Below are 255 nucleotides of genomic sequence, written 5' to 3'. Positions count from 1 at the left end.
GAGAAGAAGGTAGTTGTCCTGTTTTTGAGGTTGAGGGATCAGAAATATTGTCTCAAGATCCAGATGCTAGGTGGCTTAAGAAAGGTAAAAAAAGCTATTTTGGATACAAAGGCTTTATTCTTGTAGATCAGGAAGATGGCTATATAGAGCATGTTCATGTTACTCCTGCAAATCTTTCTGAAGTAAATGAACTAAAAAACATTATAGAAAATCGCCATGACCATAGGATTTATGGAGACAAGGGCTATGCGTCTC

Annotated in this window: 1 protein-coding gene; it reads left to right on the top strand. The window is 37.3% G+C overall.

The window, feature by feature from the left end:
• Positions 1-255, top strand: a 255-nt coding sequence (locus tag L8D11_RS05535) for a transposase (RefSeq protein ID WP_236870663.1), incomplete at both ends; no start/stop codon positions are given.

Source organism: Candidatus Bandiella numerosa, assembly GCF_021811875.1.
GTDB lineage: Bacteria > Pseudomonadota > Alphaproteobacteria > Rickettsiales > Midichloriaceae > Aquirickettsia > Aquirickettsia numerosa_A.
The sequence above is the reverse complement of the archived record's forward strand: the minus strand, read 5'-3'. Positions and strand labels throughout refer to the sequence as shown.